Origin of the sequence: Mycobacterium sp. 852002-51057_SCH5723018 (assembly GCF_001667035.1) — a bacterium.
Classification (GTDB): domain Bacteria; phylum Actinomycetota; class Actinomycetes; order Mycobacteriales; family Mycobacteriaceae; genus Mycobacterium.
In genome coordinates this window covers 1-24833 of the sequence record NZ_LZIR01000054.1, presented here as the reverse complement: position 1 = coordinate 24833, position 24833 = coordinate 1, and the positions used below count along the sequence as shown (strand labels likewise).

The 24833-nt window shown below is 62.2% G+C and carries 21 protein-coding genes and 2 pseudogenes; 19 read left to right on the top strand and 4 right to left on the bottom strand.

Features of this window, described 5'->3' with window-relative positions:
- The first annotated feature begins 309 nt into the window (after positions 1-309).
- The 14 genes and pseudogenes from A5764_RS11565 to A5764_RS11505 form a co-directional block, all read left to right on the top strand.
- The gene (locus A5764_RS11565; protein ID WP_231989686.1) at positions 310-882 is read left to right on the top strand and encodes a YdcF family protein; all 573 of its coding nucleotides are present in this window, start codon (positions 310-312) and stop codon (positions 880-882) included.
- Positions 883-1392: 510 nt separating this feature from the next.
- On the top strand, positions 1393-2211 hold the full coding sequence (locus A5764_RS11560) for a hypothetical protein (RefSeq protein WP_231989685.1): 819 nt from the start codon (positions 1393-1395) through the stop codon (positions 2209-2211).
- 588 nt (positions 2212-2799) lie between these two features.
- Complete coding sequence (gene gmd / locus A5764_RS11555) at positions 2800-3822, top strand: GDP-mannose 4,6-dehydratase (RefSeq protein ID WP_067113302.1); 1023 nt, start codon at positions 2800-2802, stop codon at positions 3820-3822.
- Positions 3823-3837: 15 nt separating this feature from the next.
- Entirely contained in the window at positions 3838-4800 is a 963-nt protein-coding gene (locus A5764_RS11550) for a GDP-L-fucose synthase (RefSeq protein ID WP_067113307.1), read from the top strand.
- 183 nt (positions 4801-4983) lie between these two features.
- Positions 4984-5580, top strand: a complete 597-nt coding sequence (locus A5764_RS11545; RefSeq protein ID WP_067113299.1) for an acetyltransferase — start codon at positions 4984-4986, stop codon at positions 5578-5580.
- Positions 5577-6869, top strand: coding sequence for a glycosyltransferase (locus tag A5764_RS11540; protein WP_067113296.1), 1293 nt, complete (start codon positions 5577-5579; stop codon positions 6867-6869). The genes A5764_RS11545 and A5764_RS11540 overlap by 4 nt, the downstream gene beginning before the upstream one ends.
- Positions 6866-8014, top strand: a complete 1149-nt coding sequence (locus A5764_RS11535) for a glycosyltransferase (protein WP_067113293.1) — start codon at positions 6866-6868, stop codon at positions 8012-8014. Before A5764_RS11540 ends, A5764_RS11535 begins: the two co-directional genes overlap by 4 nt.
- The gene (locus A5764_RS11530; protein ID WP_156664628.1) at positions 8011-8781 is read left to right on the top strand and encodes a hypothetical protein; all 771 of its coding nucleotides are present in this window, start codon (positions 8011-8013) and stop codon (positions 8779-8781) included. Before A5764_RS11535 ends, A5764_RS11530 begins: the two co-directional genes overlap by 4 nt.
- 3 nt (positions 8782-8784) lie before the next feature.
- Complete coding sequence (locus A5764_RS11525; protein WP_067113287.1) at positions 8785-11667, top strand: hypothetical protein; 2883 nt, start codon at positions 8785-8787, stop codon at positions 11665-11667.
- Positions 11660-12985: an SGNH/GDSL hydrolase family protein gene (locus A5764_RS11520; protein ID WP_067113284.1), complete on the top strand. Its 1326-nt coding sequence runs from the start codon at positions 11660-11662 to the stop codon at positions 12983-12985. Before A5764_RS11525 ends, A5764_RS11520 begins: the two co-directional genes overlap by 8 nt.
- A 5-nt stretch (positions 12986-12990) precedes the next feature.
- A complete protein-coding gene (locus tag A5764_RS11515; RefSeq protein ID WP_369807308.1) occupies positions 12991-14346 on the top strand; it encodes a Wzz/FepE/Etk N-terminal domain-containing protein in 1356 nt (451 codons plus the stop codon).
- Between the two features lie 20 nt (positions 14347-14366).
- On the top strand, positions 14367-15665 hold the full coding sequence (locus A5764_RS11510; protein WP_197501330.1) for a Wzz/FepE/Etk N-terminal domain-containing protein: 1299 nt from the start codon (positions 14367-14369) through the stop codon (positions 15663-15665).
- 220 nt (positions 15666-15885) lie between these two features.
- A complete protein-coding gene (locus A5764_RS28240) occupies positions 15886-16053 on the top strand; it encodes a hypothetical protein (RefSeq protein ID WP_156664627.1) in 168 nt (55 codons plus the stop codon).
- Positions 16054-16187: 134 nt separating this feature from the next.
- Positions 16188-16769, top strand: a pseudogene (locus A5764_RS11505) (integrase core domain-containing protein); the annotation flags it as partial.
- A gap of 79 nt (positions 16770-16848) precedes the next feature.
- Here A5764_RS11505 and A5764_RS30045 read toward each other — a convergent pair.
- Positions 16849-17139, bottom strand: a pseudogene (locus A5764_RS30045) (IS256 family transposase); the annotation flags it as partial.
- A gap of 150 nt (positions 17140-17289) precedes the next feature.
- Between A5764_RS30045 and A5764_RS11500 the strand changes: the two are divergent.
- On the top strand, positions 17290-18420 hold the full coding sequence (locus A5764_RS11500; RefSeq protein ID WP_369807307.1) for a hypothetical protein: 1131 nt from the start codon (positions 17290-17292) through the stop codon (positions 18418-18420).
- A 410-nt stretch (positions 18421-18830) separates the two neighbouring features.
- On the opposite strand, the gene A5764_RS11495 is transcribed toward A5764_RS11500, so the two are convergent.
- Together A5764_RS11495 and A5764_RS11490 are read right to left on the bottom strand one after the other, a co-directional pair.
- Complete coding sequence (locus A5764_RS11495; RefSeq protein ID WP_067113272.1) at positions 18831-19655, bottom strand: hypothetical protein; 825 nt, start codon at positions 19653-19655, stop codon at positions 18831-18833.
- Complete coding sequence (locus A5764_RS11490) at positions 19652-20281, bottom strand: TetR/AcrR family transcriptional regulator (protein WP_067113270.1); 630 nt, start codon at positions 20279-20281, stop codon at positions 19652-19654. The genes A5764_RS11495 and A5764_RS11490 overlap by 4 nt, the downstream gene beginning before the upstream one ends.
- Before the next feature lie 248 nt (positions 20282-20529).
- Here A5764_RS11490 and A5764_RS11485 point away from each other — a divergent pair, with 248 nt between their 5' ends.
- The 3 genes from A5764_RS11485 (at position 20530) to A5764_RS11475 (ending at position 23078) form a co-directional block, all read left to right on the top strand.
- Positions 20530-21495, top strand: a complete 966-nt coding sequence (locus A5764_RS11485) for a hypothetical protein (protein ID WP_156664625.1) — start codon at positions 20530-20532, stop codon at positions 21493-21495.
- A 134-nt stretch (positions 21496-21629) separates the two neighbouring features.
- A complete protein-coding gene (locus A5764_RS11480) occupies positions 21630-22742 on the top strand; it encodes a M20/M25/M40 family metallo-hydrolase (RefSeq protein ID WP_067113262.1) in 1113 nt (370 codons plus the stop codon).
- 84 nt (positions 22743-22826) lie between these two features.
- Entirely contained in the window at positions 22827-23078 is a 252-nt protein-coding gene (locus A5764_RS11475; RefSeq protein ID WP_067113259.1) for a hypothetical protein, read from the top strand.
- A gap of 9 nt (positions 23079-23087) precedes the next feature.
- Here A5764_RS11475 and A5764_RS11470 read toward each other — a convergent pair whose 3' ends face one another.
- Positions 23088-23828 carry a class I SAM-dependent methyltransferase gene (locus A5764_RS11470; protein WP_067113257.1) on the bottom strand — a complete coding sequence of 247 codons (741 nt, stop codon included), beginning with the start codon at positions 23826-23828 and terminating at the stop codon, positions 23088-23090.
- Between the two features lie 260 nt (positions 23829-24088).
- On the opposite strand from A5764_RS11470, the gene A5764_RS11465 reads away from it, so the two are divergent.
- Positions 24089-24833 (top strand): GNAT family N-acetyltransferase (locus A5764_RS11465; protein ID WP_156664629.1); only part of this gene is annotated, 745 nt, incomplete at its 3' end.

Here is a 24833-nt window from a genome sequence, read left to right as displayed (position 1 = left end):
CCGCTCCGCCGCCGATGTCCCGGCGGGCCGTGGAATTTGCACCTTTCCGTTGAGTCCGGGATCGATTTCAGCCGAGATTCCGGCGGGGCGGCGCTGGCGGCGCCGCCGCGCGGTCCGACGTCGATGTCACTGAAACTCCGTACGTTCAAGACCTCCAATACCGCGTGGTTGGGGGTCTGCGGTAGGTGTCTGAGCGACCGAGGCATTTGTGACCAACACTCAGCTCTCTGGAGCGGCTGCGCACCAACGTGTTGTGACTTGCGCGTTTGAGTTACAGCACTCCTTACCTGAAGCAACAGTCATTTGATTGTGTTCTGGCGTATTGCTCGCCAAACGGCGGCTTTCATCGCCACGTTTGCCATAGCGATGGTGGGATTCAACGGTATTGCCGGATACATCGTCTTTAGCGACGCCGCAGACACCGCTGTGTCGCGGGTGGACGCTGTCGTGGTGCTCGGCGGAGAGCACGATGGCCGCGAGGGCTATGGCCTGGCGTTGGCCCAGCAGGGGCTTGCATCCACGGTGGTGCTTTCGAATCCGTATCCTGCCTCGGACCGGCTGATGAGCCAAGTATGTCTACGTCACTACGATGCAGTAAACGTGATTTGCTCTAAGCCCGATCCATCGACCACTCGCGGCGAGGCCATCATGACGCGCCGCCTAGCCGCCGAGCACAAGTGGAATAAGGTTCTCATCGTCACGTGGCGATACCATCTGCCCCGTGCTCGCTTGTTGTTTCATCAATGTCTGTCGAGTTTAGACGTCTCGATCTCAGCCAAAGCCGTTCCCCGCCACTACGTTTTGCCGCTGTGGTACTGGGAATATATCTATCTCTACCAGTTCGCCGGAATCGCGCAGGCGCTCACAATGGATCATTGCTGAAAATCCCATATCGCTTGGCCGGCCCTTCGACGGGAGATGGCTTATCCCAAACGTGAGGGTTAGCGGCGTCGACTCGTCGGTATCTGACTAATTATGCCGAGTATGACCGGCGCCTATTCCTGTCACCCAATCGCCGCCCGTGTTACGCCTCCGAAGAGCCTGATAACCGCTGTAGACGCGGGGGAAAATCGCCGCTTGCGCCTACCGGCGTCGTAGTTGCGTCGCCAGCGATCGGTCCTGACCCAGCGCGTTCGGTAGCAGAGCTGGATTGTCAACGAGTGGTAGCCGACCGTTGTGCCGGCTCTTCTTTTGTTATTGAGTCGCGAAACCGGTTTGTGTCCCGGCCCTGGATACGCAGGCGCGCTTAGTCAATGCTCGAAGGTGGGTTCTAAGGGCTACGGCGCGGACGCGACCGGCCGTGGTCGACGGTCTCTGCAGTAGCCGCCGGTACGAATGCCGCCTGCCACTCCCGATCCGGTCACCTTGACCCGGTCAAGCGCCATCCACGGTATGCGCGCGCCGGGGCGGATGAGTAACATCAGCCCGAAGCAACGTGGGGTACAAGCTGACCAGATTCGAAAAGGACGGCAGATGGGGTCACCGAAAAAGCCCAATAAGTATCTTTCTCTGATCATATGGCTGCTGCCGAGCGGCGGTTTCAAGCGATGGGCACTGCGCGCGTTAGGGAATGATATCGCCGATGACGCCGTCATCGGACCAATCCTGGTCTTGGGATGCGGAGTCTTCTCCCTGGGTAACGGTTCCATTATTTCTGGTTTCAATATCTTCAAGGGCTTGGCCCATGTTCGCTTAGATAGCAGAAATTTCATCGGGTCCTGGAACCAGTTCACGGCGGCACCGGAATATCAGATTTATAGCGACCACGTCGGCATGCTGTGGATGAAAGAGCAGTCGTTTGTGGCCAATAGGCATTACATAGACTGTTCCGGTCAAGTCATTTTGGGACCATATTCCGCGCTTGGCGGAATCAAGAGCATCATTCAAAGCCACGAACTCGATATTGCGGATAACAAGACCACGGTCGGGAGAGTGGTCTTGGGCAAGTACGCGGTGACTTCAACGGCATGTGTCATGTTGAAAGACTCTTACCTGCCCGACCGTTCGATGTTGGCGGCCGGGGCGCTGTTAGTGAAAGCAAAGGAAGGCAGCGAACTGCCGACATCCGGCCTGTATGCCGGTGCGCCGGCTCGTTTCGTGAAGGAAGTTGGAGAATTTGCTTGGTGGGATCGTGAGTCCCACTACACACCGGTCACTGCGTTCGACGATAAGGACTTTCGGCTCGACGGTTATGAGCCGGAGGCAGGCTAGCCACCCGGACGTGGTGCAGCGGGGCGCGACTGCCCGGCGCCTCTGTCGCTTCAGCTGATCGGCTACTGCACCGAATTGCAGCCTCCGGCGGTGCAGTGCGCCGCGAAGTCTGCCCAGAGATGTTGCTCGCGCACGTCCGCGACGTGAATGGCGCCGCGCACGCTCGCCGGCGCGATCTCGCCTGTGCTTCAGCCGCCTGACCGATGGCCTGCCGGTACGGCGCCCCTACGACACGGCCGGCGCCCGGCCCTGTCGGGAATTGCCATGCGGGTCGCCCATAACGCGCGACATCCCGTTCTGTGAGCCGGTCGACCACGTCCGACACCTTGTCCCACCCGCTTGTCCAGGGATCCGTGGCGAGATACTCGGAGATAGCGATTCGGCTTGCGACCATCCGATAAGTATGTAATATAGCCTGGACATAGATCATCGGTTTTGGGTGGCCTCGCGGTGTTGATCGCCCCGATAAGGAGACAGCGGTGCTGGGGTGTCACACGAAGCGCTGGTCGCTTCCCCTGTCAGTGGCTGGTATCGGCAGGGAGCGTTGCGTGACGGCCCAACAGAGACTCGGTAAATGAGGAACAGTTCATGAAAAAGGCCTTGATTACCGGGATTACCGGCCAAGATGGCTCGTATCTGGCGGAGCTATTGCTGCGAAAAGGATACGAAGTACACGGTCTGATCCGGCGTGCGTCCACTTTCAATACAGCTCGCATAGACCATCTCTACGTCGACCCTCACGAACCCGACGCCAGGCTGTTCCTGCACTACGGTGATCTCTCCGACGGTGCCCGCCTCGTCACCCTGTTGCAGACGATCGAGCCCGATGAGGTATACAACCTGGCTGCACAGTCACATGTTCGCGTCAGTTTTGATGAACCCGAACACACCGGCGATACCACCGGATTGGGCTCGACCCGCCTCCTGGAGGCCCTGCGCATTGGCAAGGTAAATTGCCGGTACTATCAAGCGTCCAGTTCGGAAATGTTTGGGGCGTCGCCACCGCCGCAAAGTGAGGAAACCGACTTTTATCCCCGGTCACCCTACGGTGCCGCAAAGGTGTACGCCTACTGGATGGCGAGAAACTACCGTGAAGCGTACGGAATGTACACGGTGAACGGGATATTGTTCAATCACGAGTCGCCACGGCGCGGCGAAACATTTGTGACCCGAAAAATCACCCGCGCTGCGGCCCGGATCAAAGCAGGCCAGGACCGCTACCTCTATCTCGGAAATCTCGACGCTGTCCGCGACTGGGGATATGCACCGGAGTACGTCGAAGGAATGTGGCGGATGTTGCAGGCGGACGAGCCTGACGACTACGTGCTGGCCACCGGCGACCCGTACACGGTTCGTGACTTCGTGGAAGCGGCATTCACCTATGTGGATCTGGACTGGCGGGAACACGTTCGATTCGACGAGCGCTACCTCAGGCCGTCGGAGGTCGATGCGTTGGTTGGCGACGCGAGCAAAGCCGAGCGGGTTGTCGGGTGGCGGGCATCGGTGAGGGCTCCCGAGCTGGCGCGGATCATGGTCGACGCGGACATCGCGGCGTTAAAGCACGAGGGCAGCCTGAGCATAGACACACCAATGCTGCCGGTCTGGAGTTGAATCGCCTTGGAGGACATGCGATTTATGCCCGGCCCATTGGACCGCAATGCGGCGATATTTGTTGCGGGCCATCGTGGGATGGTTGGTTCCGCGATTTGCCGGCACCTCTCCTCTCAGGGCTTCACCAATATCCTCACCCGCACACATGAGGAACTCGACCTCACAGATCGCCGCGCGACCTTCGCATTCTTCAAGGAAGCACGGCCGCGAATTGTCGTTGTCGCCGCGGCGCGCGTCGGCGGAATCTTTGCCAACAACGCCTTCCCGGTCGACTTCATCTCTGAGAACCTCCAGATCCAGGTCAACGTTCTGGACGCGGCTCTCAGTCAACGGGTGAGACGCCTTCTCTTCCTTGGATCCTCGTGCATTTACCCCAAGTTCGCTCCGCAGCCGATCACGGAAGAGGCCCTACTCACGGGCGCGCTTGAACAGACCAACGACGCGTACGCGATCGCGAAGATTGCCGGAATCATCCAAGTCCAAGCCGTGCGTCGCCAGTATCAGCTTCGTTGGATCTCGGCAATGCCGACCAACCTTTACGGGCCCAACGACAACTTCTCTGCGACGACGTCGCACGTCTTGCCGGCGCTGATCCGCCGCTATGACGATGCGCAGAGCAGCGATCAGGGGGTCGTTACGAACTGGGGCAGTGGATCGCCCCGCCGCGAGTTTCTTCACGTTGACGACATGGCCTCCGCGTCCTTGCACCTGCTGGAGCACTACGACGGTGCAAGCCAAGTCAACGTCGGCACGGGTGTTGACCACACAATCCGCGAGGTGGCCCAAATAGTCGCGCGCGCCGTGGGTTACACCGGAGAGACACGTTGGGACGCCAGCAAGCCCGACGGCACGCCACGAAAACTGCTGGACGTCAGCCTTCTGCGAAAAACCGGATGGGAGTCTCGAATATCCCTCGAGGAGGGGATTCGTGCGACCCTCGACTGGTATCGGACTCATCACGCGTCAGCGAGGGTGTAGCGTGCCCTGCTCAGCACCGCTCGAGTCGGATATAGCGACCAGCGGAGCCCATTTGAGTCGCGCCGGCGGGACCCGGACCGGTTGCCACAAAACCGATGCCGAGCGGTCGCACCTCCGCGCCGCCGTCAACCATGCGCCGCTGATTCTTCAGACATACCGGTGACGAAAGCATTTGGTGAGGGCATGGTTATCAGAGACCGGACGACTCAACGAATCGGATCAAACCCGCTTCTGGCACCCAGCGCACGGTTCTCCCTGCGCGACTTCACCGGTGCGAATTACAGCAAGGGCAGACGGTGGCCCATGCAGGTGCTGTGGATGCTGGTGTCGCGCTGCATCACCATGCAGTGGTGGTGTCCTAACCGCCTGCGAGTGCTCATCCTGGGCTGGTTCGGTGCCCGCATCGGTAAGGGAACACTCATACGCCATGACGTCAAAATCCACTGGCCCTGGAAATTGGAGATCGGGCAGCACACCTGGATCGGTGAATCGGTGTGGATCCTCAACCTCGAGCCCGTGCTGATTGGATCGAATACCTGCATATCTCAAGATGTTCTGCTGTGCACCGGCAGCCACGACAGATTCAGCCCCACCTTCGAGTTCGATAATGCACCTATCGTCGTCGGTGACGCGGTGTGGATCGCCACGCGGGCCACGGTATTGCGCGGCGTCCGCATCGGTGACGGAGCGACAGTCGGCGCCACGGCTTTGGTCACCCGGGACGTTCCCGGAGGAGCCACGATCTTGGCGTCGCGCTCGCATCAGAAGGTGACCTCATGAAGATCAAAATCTACGGGATCAACTACTTTCCGGAGGTGACCGGGATAGCTCCCTACACAACCGGGATGGCGGAAGGTTTGACGGCTTACGGACACGATGTCAGCGTGGTCACCGGTATGCCGCACTATCCGGAATGGCGGATCCACGACGCCTATCGCTCCAGGCGGTCATACCGAGAGATCATAAACGGGGTACGGGTCCACCGGGTGCGGCACTATGTCCCACGAAATCCCCGCCCGCGCAACCGGATTCTGATGGAAGCCAGTTTCGCAAGAGCAGCGCTGACCACAACGATGGACCGGTCCTCGGTTGTCATCGCTGTGAGTCCTGCGTTGCTGGCTACGGCCGGCGTCGTCGCGGCCGCCCGGCTGCGAGGAATACCCGTCGGAGTCGTCGTTCAAGACCTCTACGGCAAGGGAGTGGTCGAAACCGGTGCGATGGGCGGCAAGTCGGCCGACATGGCGGCGCGCTTCGAGGCACAGGTGTTGCGCGCAGCGTCAGGAGTGGCAGTCATCCATGACCGCTTCGTCGGTGTCCTCAACGCGGTCGGCATCGACGACGCGGGATTGGCCGTTATCCGTAACTGGACACATCTCGGCCTCCCAACTGAGCCGACATCGGGCGACTCTACCGATGTGCGCAGACGATACGGGTGGGGCGGCGACGAGCTGATCGTCGTGCATGCCGGAAACATGGGGGTCAAGCAAGGCCTGGATAACGTGGTGGCCGCCGCCCGCCTGGCCGCTACTGAGCTGCCACCATGCACCATTCGGTTCGTCCTGGTCGGCGACGGTAACCAGCGGCGAAAACTCCAGGAGGACGGCCGGCGCCTTCCCACACTGGAATTCATCGAACCGTTGCCGGACAGAGAATTTCGCGAAGTCCTAAGTACCGCGGATGTCCTCCTGCTCAACGAGAAACCCAGTGTCGGCGACATGGCCGTACCGAGCAAGCTGACGACCTACTTCATGACCGGGAAGCCGGTCGTGGGCGCAACAGACCAGTCGAGCGCTGCCGCCGGCGAGATTCGGGCCGCCGGAGCCGGTGTGATTGTCCCGCCCGCCGACCCGCGCCCACTACTCGACGCAGCGCTGTCGATTGGTCGGGACAAGACCGCGGCCAGGCAATTCGGGGAAGCGGGCAAGCGCTTCTCACGGGAGGTGCTCGATCGCGACAGCGCCATTTGCCGCTACGAAAAGTGGTGCCACGAGCTGGCGGCCTCCGCATTCAGGACCGTGCGCGAGCCGCAGGCGGGTGCGTCCACCGGTGGCCGGGATGGCGTGACATGAAGGTCCTTCACGTTGTCGCCCTGGTGACCCCGGATGGTGCGTACGGAGGAGTGGAACGGGTATGCGTCAACCTATGTTCGGCGCTGCGAGACAAGGGTCACGACGCCGTCATCGCCGCCGGCTTCAACGGGTTCGACGAGGCACCGGCAGACGTCGGTGGTGTTCCCGCCCACCTGTTTCCTGCCAGGCGGGTGATGCCTGGCTTCGGCTATGCGGCGACGCGTGCTCCGGCGCTGGGCCGTTGGCTCAATGAGAATGCACCGAAATTCGACATCGCCCACCTTCACCTCTCTCGGGATCTGGTGACCCTTCCGGCAGCGGACAGCCTGCGCCGTATGGGAATTCCTTTTGTCGTGCAGACGCACGGCATGGTCGCACCCCGCACCCATCCACTGGCGCCGCTCATCGATCGGCTGTGGACGGTCAGACTGCTCCGGTCCGCAGCAGCTGTGCTGTATCTGACTGAAGTCGAGCGCCGTGACCTCTGCACCGTCGCCGGCTCCGGACTTAGGCTTCGGCAACTGCCGAATGGCGTGCCGACACCCGCGGTCACGGCCGCCGGAGAGCGGTCAGCGGATTTACCCGAGGTGCTGTTCTTCGCAAGACTGCACGAACGCAAGAGGCCCGACGTCTTTGCGCAAGCCGCCTTGTCGCTGTTGAAGTCAGGAGTCCGTGCGCAGTTCGCGATCGTCGGGCCTGCGGAAGGCGCCGAGGTGGGCGTCGATACGGTCATCCACCGGGCGCGTGTAGAAGGGTTCGGCGAGGACTCCATTCGGCGGGAGCCGGCCGTCCCACCGGATCTCGCCAACGAGCGTATGGCGCGCGCGTGCGCTTATGTATTGCCCGCGGCGCGAGAACCATTCCCCATGACGGTGCTGGAGGCGCTCGCGCTCGGCGTTCCCGTCATCATTTGCCCTGACTGTGGTCTGGCGGACTTCGTCAGGACCCACGAATGCGGTTTGGTTGTCGACGGCAGCCCACAGTCGGTCACGCAAGCCATATCGGTTCTCCTCTCCGATCCATCGCGTGCCCGTGACATGGGGGAGCGCGGCCAATCGGCGGTGCAGTCCGGGTTCAGCATCGGCAGTGTCGGCCGTGAGTTGGAAAAGCTTTACAGCCAGATTCTCGAACGGGGGTCTGAATGACGAGCCTTAGAACCGTCCGCTCAACCGGCGGCTTAGCGCAAGTTCTCTATGCGCTGGTGCTGACACTTATTGTGGCCATGGCACTTTGGTGGGGATTTCTGCGTGAGAATGCGCCGATTGCCGCTCCGGGCATTCGCGTCGAAGCCGATTTCGCCGCCATGCCTAACGGGCCGGCGCCGGACCACTTCGACGGCGGCCGGCCCGCCAGCTTGGCCTCAAGCTCCAATGACCCCGGCGATCAATTCAGAATTCAGGACGGCGCGTTGACCTATCAGCCCACAACGCAAGGGGCCGCCTCCGCGTTCTTTAGTTCAGGCAATCTCGGTTTTTCCGTGAGAAGTATGGGCGCGCGCTTCGTCTTCAGGCCCGGGTCCGGGACTCCGGGCGCAATCGCGCTTGTGGTGTCGCGAGGCATCGACAAACATGTTCCGCCAATGGTCAGACCCCTGCCGATCAATCTCGTGGTGACGCCCATCAATTGGAATATCAGCGTCTCTCGCAGCGACGGCGCGCCACTGGACGTGATCGCGGCCGATTTCTTTCGACAGCCGCTGCAGCAAGATGGTGTGACGCCCTACGAAGCGCGCTTGACGATTGATGGCGCCCAAGTAACGGTGGAGTTGCCCGGCACACGCAAAATCGTGACGGATCCGCGCATTTCGGAGTGGCAGGGCAGCTTCGCCACATTCCAACTTTATTCGAACCACGGCGCGACCGATTCAACCGGAGGTTTCCAAAAGATCTGGGCGACGGGCAATAAGGACTGAGGCATGACCCAGGGTTTGTCGATGAGAAAGGTCCGCGCCGTCTCGGGTGCCGCCGACCGGGTCTTCAGTCTGGGCAACGGACTGATCATCTATGCGGTCGCGGTGGTGTCGAGCACCCAATACTTCGGTCAGATTGCGGTGCTTCTCACGGTGCTCGCTGCCGCTAGCGGCGTCCTTCGGGGTGCCCTGGGCACGCCGCTGTTGTGCGCTGGGCGCACCCGGGCCGAGATCCGTCGGGAAGGCTCGTTCGCCGTGACCACCGCCCTGTTCGCCAGCCCCATCGTCGGTGGCGTCATGTGGGCAATTGCGGGGCCGGGAATCCGTGCGCCGGCTATGTTGCTCATCGCTGCCACACCGGTCGTGCTGGTGGAAAACGTATTGCGTTACGTGGCAGTCGCCGAGCGGCGGCCACATGTTGCGGCGCTGTGGGACGGGCTTTGGTTCGCCGGTTCGGCCGCGCTCCTGGTGGCGACGTGGCTGCACCCACCCGTGGCGACCAGCGGTTACCTCATCGGTGGCTGGATCGCCTTGGCCATACTCGCCCTGATCGGAATGTTGGCCAGTATTCGGGTCGCTCCGACGTTCAGAGGTCACCGCGCGTGGTTCGCCGAAGGCTGGCACCGCCGTCTTCGGGATGGCGCGAAATCTGGCCTCGGGCAAGCGACTGTGTGTGCGGTACTGCTCCTCGCTGCTGTCTTCTTGTCTCCCGGAGACACAGCCGCGCTCTTCGGCGCCACCGCATTGCTGGCGCCAGTCGCCATCGCGACGTGGGCAATGGCTTGGGCGGTGCTCCCACGAAGCAAACGGTTAATGCGGGCGCAGGTGTGGAGCTCCCTGGCCAGGGTGGCTCTGGTCACTTCCTCGGGTTCGCTCCTCATCGGCGTGGGACTGTTCTTCATGCCTGTCGGTGCCGGCACAGTCCTCTTCGGCCGCACGTTCGAGGCGATGCAAGAGATCGTTCTTATCATCGCTCTCGCGTACGCGATAGCAGCGTGGATCATTGCCGTCGCGATCTTTTTGCGCGCTTTCAACCGCGGCGCCGATGCGCTGAAGCTCGCGGCCGGCTACGCGCTGATTGCGCTCGCGGCAGCGTTCGGGGGTGCGGTTCTCTTCCGCACTGCTGCGGGGATCGCAGTTGGTATCGCGACCGCGACCACGTTCATCGCGGTGATAGCGCTGCTTCGGTTCGAGCCGTGGGCCACGCCGGCCGGCCCGGATAGCCGGGATCGCAACCAGCGGGTGTCGCCGGATTTGACGCGTCCCATCGGCGCGGCCACCGATGGTCAGGCAGCCGTCGGAACCATCACCGCCCGCGACCTTCCGAACGCCGGCGTGCCAAGAGCGATGCGGCTGGCGATGACGCTGCGCCCGCAGGAGAAGGCACCGGTGAACGAGGCGCTGATCACGCTGTGGATTTTTGCCACATTGGCGGTGTTCGTCCCCGCGGCGATCATTCGCTTCACTAGTATCCCCGCCAACTTCTCCTGGCTTTGGTCGCTTCCGGCGCTGGCGATCTGCGCCGCGCGGTTCGCCTGGCTGATAGGCAACGGTGAACGGCGGCTGTTCGAAATGATGTTTTGGGGGTACGGCTATTGCTTTCTATGCCTGGCGCCCCTGGCTCAGCTCCGAGAAAACCAGTGGCCCGTCACGGTTCCCCGCGTCGATGCCACCTACACCGGCGCGGCGGCGTTGATCGTCATCGTCGGATGCTGCGCATTCCTTGCCGGCGCCGGATTGGACAAGGTCACGTTACAGCGGCGTTGGCAGGCGTCCAAGCGGACCCGCGACATCGTCGACCAGCTATTCACCGTTAATTACTTTCGCACCATGCTGCTTTGCGGGTTTGCCATCCTCTTCAACATCTACTACCTCTCACGTGTCGGCTGGATTCAATTTCTGCAAACCCGTGAACAGTCATACGCAATCTATGATTCCATCTGGAAGCCGGGCAGCCTCGGCATGATGACGCGCGCGTGCACCTATATGGCGTTGCTGGTCGCCCTGATAGCGTTGTTGCGTTTCCGCGGAGAGGCTAAGAGGGCGTGCGCCTTGGGAGAACGTATCTCGACCCCTGTAATGCGCGGCAACATGACGCTGATCGTCATCATCGGAGTTCTCCTGGTAAACAGCATGAATCCGATTTCGAACGCCCGTTACCTCTCTGGGACCGCAATGCTTGCTGCGGGCACAGCGTTTGGATTATTCGCCACCACCCAGCGTTTCCGTCTCACCTCCTGCGGGTTCATTGCCGGGTTGCTCTTCATCTTTCCGCTCGCCGATGCATTCCGGTACAGCACGCAGGCCGAGTTGAAGTCAACCAATCCGGTCCAATCGTTGCTCTCGCCCGACTACGACTCCTTTGCAGAACTGATAAACGGCTATCTGGCCGCCACACGAGAGGGAATTGTGCCCGGCAGGCAGTTCTCTGGTGTGCTGCTTTTTTGGCTGCCAAGGGTTTTTTGGACGGATAAGCCCGTGGACACCGGAATATATATCGCGAATGAGCGCGGTTACTCCTTCACGAACTTGTCCGCGCCCCTGTGGATCGAGTTCTATTTGAACGGTGGCTGGCTGGTCCTCGCGGTTGGTATGTTCGCCCTGGGCTTTGGCCTGCACCGCTGGGACACCCGTCTGAATGCTCAATTCGACGTCTACCGAATGCCGGGTCTGCTTGCCTGCATTCTGCCGTTCTACATGTTGATTCTGCTGCGCGGCTCGCTTCTGCAGGCAGCCTCCTACCTGTTTTTCATCCTGGTGTTTTCGGCGTTCGTGCGGCAGCGAAAGCGAAAGAGCGCCAAGACCAAACCTCGTGTGCGCGACGTCCCGCCCGAACCAGCGTCTGTGGTAGGCGTTGAACCGCCAAGGACGAATTATGTCCATGTCTAACACACTGTGGGTTGCGCACCGTGCGACCCTGCTGATCGTCATCGCGGTATTAGCGTCGACCGTCGCCGGCCTGGCTTACTTTGAGCTGGGCAGCGGCACAAACCGCTCGAACGATCAATCGGGATCACGCGAAAACAACCGTTCAATATCGGCGATGTTCGAGTACAAGCCCACCTTGCTCGTCGTCGGCGACTCCTATGCCGGCGGCGTTGACGCCCGGGTCGTTACTTACCCGCATTTGGTTGCCGACAATATGGGCTGGGGTTTGGCCCTCGACGTTCAAGGCGGCACCGGCTTCGTACACGGCCTTAACAGCGTTTCGCCGCCGCGTGTGCCCTTCATCGATCGCGTCGACCACGATGCAGCCAACTATTACGTCGACTACGTGCTCATCGACGGTGGCCGTAATGACCTAGATGAACCACCGGAGCGGGTGTTGGCGGCGGCCGATCAATACGTCAAGAAGGTTCACTCACAATGGCCCAGCGCCAAGATAGTGATCATCTGTCCCTCCTACGCCTCATCGCTTGTTGCACCGAGCTATTCCGCCGTGGCGCAGGGACTTCGCAGTACGGCCGAAAGCGTCGGAGCGTATGTGATCGATCCGGTGGCGCAGGGCTGGTACCGCGACATCGATGTGAAGCAGCTGCTGTGGCGCGACGGAGTGCACCTAAACGACGACGGTGAAACGTACTATGCAGCCAAGGTTGTCGAGAACCTGAAGCAAATGTTCGATCAGGCGCCCAAGTTGCTTGTCATCGGCGACTCGTACGCCGGCGGAGTCGGTGATCCTCAAATCGTTACCTATCCCCGTGTGATTGCCGACAAACTCGGCTGGAGTTTGGTTTTGGACGCTCGAGGTACCGGCTACGTTCACGGCGTTGACAACTCCTCGTCTCGGCGCGTGCCGTTTATCGACGGCCTCGATCGCGACGCGGCGACCTACCGCCCCGACTACATCCTCATCGACGGCGGCCGGACTGACCTCGACGAGCCACCAGACCGAGTGGTGGCGGCCGCTGACCAGTACATCAGGAAAGTCCGCTTGGACTGGCCGCACGCCAAGATCATCGTGATGATCCCATCCTTCGCCACTCCAGAAGTGCCACCGAACTATCCCGCCCTCGCACAAGGACTTAGCCGCACGGCCGAAAGCGTGGGAGCCTACGTGATCGATCCGGTAGCGCAGCACTGGTACCGCGACGTCGATGTGAAGCCGTTGCTGTGGCGTGACAACGTCCAACTCAGCAGTCACGGTCAGACGTACTACGCAACCAAGGTGATTGACAACCTGAAGCGGATGGGGCTCCTGTCGTGACGGGCATGCTGGCGCTATTAGCCACCGTGCGCAACAGGTTATTGGTGCTGATTACAAGCGCGTTGTTGGGCGCCGCTGTGGCCGGCTTGATCAACCTGCTGCTGCCGGTGGTCTACGAGGCCAGCGCGAGGATCCTCATCGCGACACCAGACTGGAACGACTCCACCGCGCTGGCCGATCCGAACGTCGGAGGGGGCAGGATGCTGGCGTACGGTGACGAATTCACCCAGCAGCGCATGACGAGCTACGCACGGCTCGTGACAACGCCGCTGGTCACCGGCCCTGTTGTCGAACGACTGCGGTTGCGGGAATCCGGTGAAGACCTCGCCAAGCAGCTGAGCGGCCACATTGTTCCCGACACCGTGGTGCTACAAATCAAAGCCGAGGACGCCTCCCCGGCCAGAGCGGCGTCGATCGCCGATGCGACCGCGCGGCAGACCATCGAGGCGATCAAGGATCTCGAGCGCCCGCACGCTGGTGTGGTGTCTCCGGTTCAACCCATACTCATCGAACCCGCGTCCGTTCCGTCACGGCCCCTGTCACCACGAACCCTGCTGAACATCGGGTGCGGAGCGATCGTCGGATTTTTGTTCGCACTGACCTACGTCGCCGCGTACGCCACTGCGCGAGAAGGTCGGATGCAGGCGCGAATCCGGAGCGGCGTCGATCTTCCCGGTGAACCTGGGGTACTCGGTGTGCTCACGGCCGAGGACCAGCTGCCCCTCGACGAGATTCACAACGACGCCAAGTTCTTGCGTCTGGAAGTCGCACACGGGCTGACCGAGGCCGGCGTCCAATCGCTGCTGGTCGCATCGCCCGTGTCCACCCCAGCGGCCCGTATCGTCGCAGGTCTACTCGCTACCGCATTTGCTGACGCAGGATCGTCCACCATTGTTGTGTGCGCCGACTTCAACGCCGATCAAGACAACTCGACCGCCGGTTTGGGTGATCTCCTCTGCAAGCCATTGACACTGGACTCTGTCATCCAGTCGGATGAGCGCAGACGAATCAGCTGGATTTCGGCCGGCACTCCGCCGGCGAATCCGACAAGAGAACTTACGGGTCCGAAAATGCGTAACCTTCTGATCGACCTGTCCGGCCGCTACGGGCACGTCATCGTCGTCGGCCCGGCAGTGCTCGAGCTGGCCGACGCCGTGGACCTGGCGAGCCAAGTCGGCGCATCGATTCTGGTCGACCCCGTAGCGGAAACCACCGCCGAAGAGATTCGCGAAAGCGAAAGGCTACTGCGGCTGGCTTGGGGCACCCACCTAGGGCGGGTTCTCGTTGCCGGTCAAGCGTTTTCGTCGCCTGCCGCGGTGCCGTCGTCCGATCACGGGCATCCAAGAACGATGCGTCAGTAAAACAGCGGGGGCGGAGAAAAGTGGAGCTACTGAAGAGAACCTGGACAATCGTCAGGTCGAGATGGCCTGTCTTACTCGCCTGTTTCGCTGTCGCGGTAGTCGGCGCGACGGTTTACCACGTTACCGCCGGCACGAAATACACCGCGTCTACCGAACTTTTCCTCCGGGCCCCCGATGTGAAGACTTCCTCAAGTGCATACCAGGGCGACCTGTTCTCGCGGCAACGGGCGCAGACGTACGTCAAGATGTTTCACAGCGACGACTTGGCGCAAATGGTGATCGACAAGCTCGGTCTGAGCGTGACGCCACAACAGCTCGTGTCCCAAGTCTCGGCGACCACGGTGAAAGACACTGTGCTGATGGTTATTTCGGTTACCGATAGCAATGCGCAGCGCGCCGCCAACATCGCGAACGGATACGGCGACGTCCTAGGAGCCTACGTCGCAAAGCTGGAAAACGTTGGCAACGACCCCAACATGCCGCCCTTGGTCCAAGTGGTGACGAAGGCGAATCCCGCCAGCGCCACGGTCTCTGGATTTTCGATGGGGACGGCCGCATTCATGGCGGTCGTCGTGGCTATGCTCGCCGCGGGCAGCATCATCTGGTTCCTTGAACGTTTTGACACACGAGTGAGGTCGCGACGACAGCTCGAGGAGATAGCGGGCAGCGAAATCATCGGAAAGCTACCCAAAACGGAGGCCCTCGGCTCCAACGGCAACGTCGACAAAGCGTTCGACAAGTCCGGGAAATTCAGCCAGGAGGCATTGCGACTCAGCCTCAACGTTGAGTCCGTGTTGCGGCGACTACCCAAAGTCGAAATCCCGGCCGTCGTCGCCATTGTCGCCGGTCACCGGGGCGATGAAGGCGCCGTGGCGACGATGGCGCTCGCCCGAGCGTTCGCCGACCGTGGACGTACGGTGGGCGTCGTTCGTTTGGCCACGCGCCAGCAGCCGGAAGGGACGAAGCCCGTCGCGGCGGCCTCGGGGCCCTCGGAAGCGGGCAACCGGACTGAGCCGGTGACGACAGTGACATGTTCGACAAAAGGGCTGACAGCGGAAATCCTCGGCAGAGAAGTGGACGCCCTGCGTCCCGGCAGCGATGTCATCCTCATCGACACACCTGCGTTCCACGATTCGATCGATGCCCAACTGGCCGTCGGCGCGGCGGACGCGGTGGCACTCGTCGTACGACCGCTCAATACCACGACGCTTTCGCTCTCGGAGCTGGTCGCCGGCATCAAGGTGCTTGATACGCCGGTGCTTGGCGTGATTGTCAACCTGGCGAAAGAGTCGTCAACGCTGGAGGGCTTCTACCTCTGACGGGGCCTGACTAACTACTTCAAACCTTACGAATTCGCTTGCGACACGTCGGAGGTCGCGCCCGATTCCCGCCCACACGATCGAACCGCTGCACACCATCGCCGAGCGCGAGGAGCCGAAGGGTCTTTCGTGACGGATAACGACGACCTCGCCTGTGTGGCAATGAATTTCGCTGCGGCTCGATCGCATCCGGTACCTCGCGCCGCGATTGCACGCGGACATGGTTTCTGACCTGCGCTGGCCCGGTGACCGGCGTCCCGACACGGGTATCGACGTGCGCAGCCTCGGGTTCGACCCCGGCGATCTTGTCGTGTTCGAGGTCTTGAAGCGCCCGGAAGTGATGACTCGCCTAGGGACCGGCGCCGCGGTGCTGCTGTGTCGCCTGTGACTGCGGCCTGTTAGGCCGAGTGTGGGCGGTTACCGCGACCCATCCTTCGTTGAAGACGGGTCTACCCGCGGTGACAAACCATGTCGCTGTTGGCTCGTAATAGTGATTCTTCCTCTCGTTGCTCGAAAGCGAGACCTCAGCGTCGCCGCCGAAAACGCCACGGCATCTCCACCGCGCCGCCGGTCAGTGCCGGTACGCCCGACCAGGTGTGGGCGGTCGATTTCCAATTCGACGTGACTACCGATGGGCGGCCGATCAAGATTGTGTCGATCATCGACGCGCACACCCGCGAATCTCTCGGTGACCTTGTGGAACGCAGTATCACCGCCGAGGAACTGATCAACAAGCTCGAACGGCTTGTGCTTGACCGGGGCGCCCATCCGACGGTGCTGCGCTGCTACAACGGACCCGAATTGGCGTGTGCGGCAATGGCCGACTGGGCTGCCCGCCGCGTTGGTTTGCACTTCATCCCGCCCGCGGAGCCTTGGCGCAACGGTTACGTCGAATCCTTCGACTCCCGGATCCGCAACAAATGCCTCAATATCAGCAGCTTCTGGTCACGGGCGCAGGCCCGCGTGGTCATCAGCGACTGGAAACACCAGTACAACCACCACCGCCGACACTCTGCCCTGGGCTACCGAACCCTGGCCGAGTACGCCGCGGCTTGCAGGCACACCCACACGTCGGTCCATGCATCATCAACTGCACTGCAATAAGTGGCCCCGGCTCTATCCGAGTTCACAGAATCGCTGGACAATTTTGGGCTCCACACTGATTGCGCGAGCTTGGCGGGCGCGTGAGTTGCTGGTGCTCACCGGCATCGGGGTCGATACGTTTTCGTTTGACCCCGGGGCGGTGACCTCGACCGCTTCGGCCGCAGTCAGCCCGGCCATTGCGCACTCCCAGCCGGTGACCACTTTCGTCGAGTTGGTCGGCGCCCTGCTCCACATCCGCGGCGACTGCAGCCTTCAGGGCTGCGACCAGCAGCTGCTTAGCGCCATCGCGGATTACCTCATCGAGCAGCGACGGCTTGCGTCTCCGGCCGCTGCCGTTGGCTGGTTCCGTGTCGCGAACTACCATGAGCAAGGGCGTACCTCCCAACCAGCGCGCAACGCCGGTCTGGATCGAATACATGATGCCGCGATGATCATCTTCGGGAAGGCGCGCCCACTTTCACGCCACCTCATCGGCGCTCATCCACAGGTGTCGTCCCTAGCTCTCCTGGAAGGACCTTGTATGACTTCCCCCGACATAGCCAGCTTCCTATGGTCTTTGCGTGCAGATGGCCGAGAAGTACCTGTGCGACGTACTAATTACCGCCAGGTGTCAAACACCTTGTCACCGTCGACTACGGAAGACACAAGTCAGTCAGTCTCTTACGCGTCCACGAGCTCGGACGCAGCATTCCAGATCAAGAATGGAGTTCTCACAAGCCTGCCCACGACTTCCGGAAACGCCTACCGCTATTTCGATGCCGGAGCGCCAGTCACGCGGGTTGGGGGACGATTCGTCTTCAATAACGCGGGAGGTAAGACCACCTACGGCGGTGCTGTCTGTATCGCCATCTCCAATCAATCGATCGCACTGCAGAACACAAGCCTACGGTTCGGTCTACACCTGTACGTCAGTCCACAGACCTGGGGCCTGACAAAGTGCACCTGGGCTAGTGGTTCACCGGTCTTCACCGACCTGGCCACCGGTGCTTTCGATTCGACTCTGACGTCAGACGGTGTCACCGAGTACGAGGTCGAGATCTACCATCCAGCAGGTAGGACCTCGGGCTATGTCGTTCTGCCGGACGGCAACCGTGTCGCGGTCACCGATAGCGACATCGCGAGCTGGGCCGGCAACTGGGCTTGGCACGAGTGTGGGGTTGTGGCTACCACCGACATCATTTCGGGCTGGACTGAGACCTGGTCCGACACTCAGGTACAGGTGATCCCATCTCCGTCGAACGCTGAGTATTTGGTCTCAGCTCGTGGTGAGATCGCGTGGGCGAATATCTACACCAGCCCATCGATTGCGTCTGCGGCGGGCTCCGGAGCGAACGTTTCTGGGCTGTCCATTAGCGTTCCTTTCTCGAATCTGCCGATTATGGTGGAGGCGCAGGTGGGCCTGTGCTATAGCGCCAGCGGTGATGAGCCCATTACGATCCAGATTGTGAACTCAAGTGGGGGCATCTTTGCTGAAACCAATGTGTTCACAGTCAACGGCCCTCTGAACTATGGCCCTGCTGTTCCGATTTCCTTTCGGATTCCTCCCAAGACTGCGGCAGAAACCTACAACGTGCGGGCGTTTGCGGCTTCTGGGACTGGTCAGATCAACGTCCTGGGGACCTCGGCGTATCTTCGCGCTGTCGCAGGCTAAGGTCGTTCGTCTGGTCGGCCATCGGGCTTTTATCCGGTGGCCGATGTGAACTACCGAGGTTTTCGGTGCGAGGACCGGGGTTGGCTGGCTCGCAAGTGTGAGGCGGCCTCGTACTCGGCCGGTGCCATCTAGCCGAGGGTTTCGTTCAGGCGTTCCTGGGTTGTATCAGGCGACCATTCGACCATTGCCAACTCGACGTCATCGATGCAGCGCCAGGGGGTTTGCCGCGGTTGATCAATTCGGTTAGGTACGAAGCGTTGACCGCTTCTGCGAGGGCGTTGTCATCGTTGTCGCCGCGCGACCAACAGAAGCAAGCGCACGTGGAAACTCGGCGAATACTGACGGGCATTGCTTCCAATCTCCCGACTGAGATCGGAACCAAACCGGAGCAGTTCACTCGCAGTGCCTTCTCACGGCTGTGCGACCAGGTACGTCTCGTTGTCCAAGCCGGCGGTGAGTTCCCCGACGTCGAAGGGTCTGTCCAGGCGAGCGCGCAGCTCTTCGAGCTCGACAAGCAGACTGATCTCGACGGTTTGGCGGGCGAACAGCCTGACGAGGCGGGGGTACAGCCACCGCATGACGGCCCGCTCCGGGGTGGTGCAACGCGAAGCGCAGTAACCGACGTGTCCGATTTCATCGGTGAGGATTTCGCTGTAGAGCCGACCGATGCGCGCGGCCACCTCGGGTTCGTCGGCGAAAAGTTCGATGCCGATGCGGCGCAGCTCATCGAACAAGACGCAGCCGGCCATCTCGGCGGCCCCGACGAACATGAAGCTGAGCCGCTCGGGCAGAAACACGGCGATCTTGACGAATTGGCGCATGACGAAAGGCGGTGGCACCACCTGAAACGTCAGGTCGAACACGTCCAGGACGTATGCCAGTAGCCGGGTGTGATAGTGCTCTTCAAGCTCCATGTACACCCGCTCCGGGGGAAGGTTCTCGTCGCTGTTGAGGCCGTAGGTTTCACCCAGGCCCACCCCGAAGCGTTCCGCCTGGTTGAGCTTGGCGGTCGCCAGCAGAAACAGCATCTTTTTGTCCAAGCCGTTCTCCGGTCGCCGCCGGCGCAGGTTGTGCAGGAAGGTGGCGCGGTCGGCGGGGTGCACTGATCGGAGGGGATTGGTCTCCAGGCTGGTGAAGAAGTCCTCGCGATTTGCCAGGCGTCGATTGAGTAGGTCGGCCTCCCCGTCACGCCTCTTCAAGAAGTCTCGATAGCCGTCAATTCCGTTGTTAGTCATCGCGATTCCATTCCTTTCACAATGGTGGTGACGTACCGGCTCAAGACGGCATCGGCCGCCGCGGAATCGTGAACGCCAGTGGCGAGTAGCGCGAATAGTCCCGTCAGGAAGAACACCGCGAGTTCGCTCGCGTCTTGGTCTGGCGGGATTCGACCCGCATCCTGCGCGCGGGTGATCGCGGCGATGACGAAGTCGGCGAGCGGATGCTCGGTCAGTTCGTCCTCGACCGGTCGGGTTGCCGAGAAGTGCAAACCCAACATCTCTCGGAAAACCACTGGGCCCAAGCGTCGCTCGGCGGCAACCACACCTTCAACCAACAACGACAGCAGTGACACCAAATCATCGGAGTCGGTCTGCGCGTCGGCGAGCTCGGAGACAATCGTGGCCTCTTCGTTTCGCTCCAATTCGACCAAGACGTGTTCCTTGGTGGGGAAGTGGAAATAGAACGTTCCGCGTACCACCCCTGCGGCGCTGGCGATGGCACTCACGTCAGCGCCGGCCAGTCCTGACCGCCCGATCTCACCGAGTGCGGCGTCGAAGAGGCGGGCTCGGGTTTCCAGCCGGCGAACTTCTCGGACCCCTCCGGCTACCGACGGGGCATGCGGGGTGATGAGCGGCGCACCCATGGGCACACGCTATACCGGTCGCTGACGGCCGTCAATGACGAGCGTCAATGACGGCCGTCAGGGGAGCGGCTTCGGTCGGCCTCGGCCGTCCGCCGCATCCCGTAATCGCGGCCAGCTGAACTCACGGTTGTTGGAAAGCAAACACGCCCTACGGCAAATAGAAAGCGGTTCATTGGGTCTAGCCACCTGCAGCAAAGTTCAATAGTATCTGTGCCAGCTGCCGTTCTAGTTGCGCGAGGGATGGCGTCATGGAGCTCATCACGGATCTCATCCATCTCGATGAGCATTGTCGAAGCGCGCATACGCCATGGAGTGTTATCGTCGCTTCTCCCGCTAATGCGAGCTTTGCGGCTCTGCTGGCGGGGTTCGCGATCGGCGCCATTGCGTTTTTGCTTGGCAGAGAACGCCGACAAGACAAGGTCCTCCACGCGGTTGCTCTATTTGCGCCCGGGGTATTAGTTCTGGCGCTTGCGGGCAATCAGTTCGTCGGCATATCGGCGATTGCCGCTCCTGCGGGATATAGCCGTGGACGACCTGTGTGCAGCGTTGCCTGGACGCAAGCCGCGCCGGCTCTCGGCATGCTGGGCGTGGGCTTCGTTGTCGTGATCACCGGTCTGGCCTGGGGGATGATGGCCCACGCCACGGAGAGCACGACCGAAACAGAAATGCAGGACCGGCGCTCGCTGGTGCATCTCGGCAACTTCCTCGTGTTCGTCGCCATTGCCACCGTATCGCTATTGTTGGCTCAAACCGCGCTCCTCTATTTCGGAATAATGCGCGACTTCGGCCTCAATCCGCCGCGCCACGTGACCGGTATTGTATGGTCGATATTCGGGTTTATAACAGCGCTTAGTGCCGTACTCATTTATCGACGAACCGTAGGGTATTACCAGGTTCGATGGGAAAGAATGCGTTGGGGGGATGCGGGCCATGAGGAGTCCACCCTGGCGCGATGGCGTCGCCGAGGTCTTTTTATCAGCGTTGTGGTGTCGACTGCCGGGATGGCGTTGGCGGGGCCGCTGTACAACGGGGTCGTTGGCCAAACCAAGGGTGTGCCTGGCAACGTGGCGGCACTCTTCGCTTTGGTCTTCGCGATGCTCTTGCCGTGCGTGATTTTCTTGTTCATCTCCGCTTCGGTGCCCGGCCCCGACTTTTGGAATTGGGAGCAATCTCCGGCACACGAGGTGAAACAGGAAGTGGCTACCCCTAAGTGAGGCCGGGCAGGCGCTTAGTCGCCCAGCCGCCGAGGAGTCGCCGACCATCGATCTGGGTACTGAAGCACTTGTCGGCCCGATGGGGCTGACGAATGGCTCGGCGCCGACGCGGCGCCCCTGACGGAAGGGATTTGATGGCGAGCCGCGAGGGCGACTCCACCGACGGCCTGTTGCAGGAACTTTTGTGGGCCTACGGACCGTGCGGGCAGGAGGAAGCGGTGCGCGCGCTGTGTGCCCGCGAACTGCAACCCCTCGTCGACGACATGTGGACCGACGAGGCCGGCAACCTGATCGGCTATATCCGTGCGACGGACGGTCACCTGGACGACACCACCCACCGGTCCGCCACCACTGCCGGCCATAGCGACGCCACGCGGGTCATGGCACACATGGACGAACTGTCCATGCTCGTCAAACGCATCGAACCCGACGGCTCGCTGCACGTGACGCAGCTCGGCACGATGTATCCCGGCAACTTCGGACTCGGCCCGGTCGCCGTGCTCGGCGAAAACGAGACGTTCACCGCCGTGCTCACACTCGGCTCCGAGCACACCACCCAGGAGAGCGCACGGATCTGGGAGACCAAACCCGACCAGGGCGACAAGGCGCTGGACTGGTCGCACGTCTACGTCTTCACCGGCCGCACCCCGAAGGATCTGGCATCCGCTGGCGTCCGCCCCGGCACCCGGGTATGCGTCGACCGCAGCAAGAGGACGCTGGTCGACGTCGGCGATTACATGGGCTGCTACTTCCTCGACGACCGCGCCGCGGTGACCGCCCTGCTGCGCGCCGCGGCCCTGCTCCGCGAGCGCGGGCAACGGCCCGCCGGCGACACCTATTTCGTGTTCACCACCAACGAGGAGATCGGCGGCGTGGGCGGCTCGTACGCCAGCGCCGCGCTTCCGGGCACCCTCACCCTGGCGCTGGAGGTGGGGCCGACGGAGCAGGAGTACGGGACCAGCGTCGCCGGCGGTCCCATCGTCGGCTACAGCGACGCCCAGTGCGTTTACGACAAGGACGTCGCCGACCGGCTGATGACGATCGCCGCCGACCGGGGACTCGAGCCCCAGGCGGCCGTCCTGGGCGCATTCGAGTCCGACGCCTCCCACGCCAAGGCCAGCGGTCTGACCCCGCGGGCGGGTCTGCTGTGCCTGCCGACTCTGAGCACCCACGGTTTCGAAGTGATGGCACGCGGCGCGATCGACTCCATGGCGGCGATCATCGTCGACTTTCTGCGGGAATCTTAGTGAACGGCTAAGTTCCTTGTGAATATTTGGTAAGACATGCGTGGCGCGCCGGATTTCCCGGCGGGGCGGCTTTAATGTCGTCGGATGAGCACGAAGTACTACCTGCAAAAGGTGCCCATCGAATCCGTTCGCCCGGGATTCTCCCTTGCCATTCACCGAGACGGTGACTATCGCCTGTTCCAGGTGGAATGCACGCAGATGTCCCAGCGGACGGGCCAACCGGTGATGTTCAGGCTCACCTCCGAACCCGTCGACAACGGCGATCCCTGGGTCGTGGAGTGCGAAGAGGGCACGCCGGTGGTGCGGATCCTCGGCGTGTGTAAGGCGGCTTCGTAACGCGAGCCGCTAGCCGGGCTTTGTCGCGGCGACGAACTGCAACACGCGCTGGGTCAGCTGGTCGATGTCGACCAGGCCGGCCGACGAGAACAGGTCCACGAAGGCGTGGCGGTCGAACATCTCGAGCCCGATCACGTGCGCGCCACCGGTAAGTAGATAGCGAAGCGGGGCCGCGCCGGCGGCGTAGCTGGTGAGGATGGCGACCCGCCCCCCGGGCCTGAGCACCCTCACCATTTCGCGGGCCACCCCGAACGGCTCGGGGATCAGGTACAGGGCGCCGAAACAACAGACGGCATCGAACGTGTCGTCGGGAAACGGCAACCTGCGGGCGTCGCCGCGCACGTAACAGGTGCGCACCGTGCTGTTGTCCAGCACCGCGCGAGTCAGCATCGGCTCCGAAAGGTCGAAGCCGACCGCAATGCCGTCGTCCGGCAGTTCTTCGGCCAGCGACGCGGTGAAATTGCCTGGGCCACAAGCGACATCGAGCAACCGTCGCGCGGCAGACAGCCGAAGGGCCGACGCCGCCCGGAGCCGTTCGGTCCGGGTGGTGACGCCGCTGGCGGCGTAGAAGGCGGTCGGTCGCCACAGCCGCTCGTACACGGTGGCCACCAACGGGCTGTTCATCGCGCGCTGGGCAAACGTCGGAGCCGGCGAACTCATCGATTCGCCCAACACGTCGAGGAACCCGTGCCGCAGCACCGCGGCTTCACCGAGGAGAGCGCGGGTCCGCGAGACCGGATCCTGGCTCATGCGTTTGCTTTCGTGGAGGTTTTTCGCCGGGTGGTGTGCCCTGCGGCGGCGACCTCAGGCTAGTGGGCCATTTCCCGCGGGGCGGCCGTGGGTACACCCCGACCGCGACGCATCCTTGCCGTGGCCGGAACGCACCTCATAACCTGGGCAACGTCCGACCGCGTGGGAGTGTCCGGCCTGGCGCGGTAGATGGCAACACGGATCGGCGGAACATCGCAGTGGCCGAACTGACCGGCGCGCGAGCCGAGGAGCTCGCGACGATGGACATTTTCGAGGGCAGCCCCACCGAGCACCTCGTGCCGTTGGCGGCCCGCCTGCAGCCATTGCGGGCCGCGAGCGGTCAGGTGCTGATGCAGCAGGGCGAACAGGCCGTTTCGTTCCTGCTGATCTCGTCGGGTACCGCCGAGATCAGGCACGTCGGAAGCGATGGCGCGGTGGCCCTCGGACGGGCGGCGCCCGGCACGATCATCGGGGAGATCGCCCTGCTGCGGCACAGTCCGCGGATCGCGACGGTCACCACAGCCGAACCGCTGACCGGATGGATCGGCGACAACGACGCCTTCACGCGGTTGGTGCACATCCCCGGGGTCATGCCGCGGCTGCTGCGCACGGTCCGGCAGCGGTTGGCCGGCTTCATCACGCCCATCCCGATCCAGGTCCGCGACGGAACCCGCCTGATGCTGCGCCCGGTGCTGCCCGGCGACGACGAACGGACCGTGCGCGGCCATATCCAGTTCTCCAGCGAGACGCTGTACCGGCGGTTCATGACGGCCCGAATTCCCAGCCCGACGCTGCTGCACTACCTGGCCGAGGTCGACTACGTCGATCACTTCGTCTGGGTGGTGACCGACGGGGGCGACCCGGTGGCCGACGCGCGCTTCGTCCGCGACGAGCGCGATCGCACCCTTGCCGAGATCGCCTTTACCGTCGCCGACGCATACCAGGGCCGGGGGATCGGGAGCTTTTTGATCAGCGCACTGTCCATCGCCGCCAGGGTCGACGGGG